This is a genomic window from Candidatus Frankia alpina, from assembly GCF_902806485.1.
GTDB classification, from domain to species: domain Bacteria; phylum Actinomycetota; class Actinomycetes; order Frankiales; family Frankiaceae; genus Frankia; species Frankia alpina.
On record NZ_CADCWT010000509.1, the window covers coordinates 1 to 918 of the forward strand.

Consider the following 918-nt stretch of genomic DNA (forward strand, 5'->3'; position numbering starts at 1 on the left):
GGGGACCGGGCGACCCGCTCTCACACCACGCCCATCGCCTCGAACAGCTCCGGCGGCAGGCCCGCGGCGGCCTGGGTCGCGGCGATCTCGCGCATCTCGGCGACGTAGCGGTGCGCCTTGCTCGCCGACAGTGCGAGCCATGATCCCAGCCCGTCGACCTGGTCGGGGAACGTCGGTGCCAGATCGTCGAGCATGACGTCGAGTACCCCGGCCTGCTGCGCCGCCGCGGTCGCCTGCAGGAACAGGGCGGCGAGCCCCTTGTAGAGGCTCGCCGTGCTCATCTTCAGCGCGCTCGCGGCGCCTACCGGACCGGCCAGGACGCGCCGTTCGAGCCGGGGATGGGCCAGCGCGGCGATCTCCCCGGCCCGTGGCCCGCTCAGGTACAGCCGGGTGCGGCCGCGCCCGGGCGCCCGGTCCGGCGGCGGGCCGGAGATCGACCCGTCGACGAAGTCCAGGCCGGCCAGAGCCGCCGCCACCCGGCCGACCGTGGCAGGGGCGATCGCGTTGAGGTCGGCGACCAGCGGGGTCACCCCCGTCGCGGCGGCCGAGCGGCCGATGGCGCCGGCCACCGCGACGGCCTCGCCCGGTGGGACCACGGACAGGACGATGTCGGCCGCGCCGACGGCGTCGTCAAGTGAGTCGACGAGCTCCAGGCCGTGCGCGAGCGCGCGGGTCCGCTGCGAGCGGCCCACCACGCAGGCCAGCACCCGGGCGCCGCCCTCGACGTAGCCGCGCCCCAGCGCCGAGCCGATCGGACCGGGGCTCACGATCGTGACCTTGACCTTCTCCCCGGCCTGAATCTGACGGTAGGGGTCTCCCACCGTGTCGGTCATGCGACACCTCACTGGCTTCCTGCTGGTTTCCGCGCTCCATGTTGCCTGGTCATCCCAGCGCTGGCACCGGTGCTGCCTTCCGCGG

Annotated in this window: 1 protein-coding gene; it reads right to left on the reverse strand. The window is 74.6% G+C overall.

Annotation, left to right across the window (positions count from 1 at the left end):
- Positions 1-20 precede the first annotated feature (20 nt).
- Positions 21-833, reverse strand: a complete 813-nt coding sequence (locus G6R25_RS24245) for an NAD(P)-dependent oxidoreductase (RefSeq protein WP_163554681.1) — start codon at positions 831-833, stop codon at positions 21-23.
- Positions 834-918 lie beyond the last annotated feature (85 nt).

What these genes read in the sequence shown, in the direction of transcription:
- G6R25_RS24245 (WP_163554681.1), bottom strand. Translation starts at nt 833, where the DNA reads ATGACCGACACGGTGGGAGACCCCTACCGTCAGATTCAGGCCGGGGAG.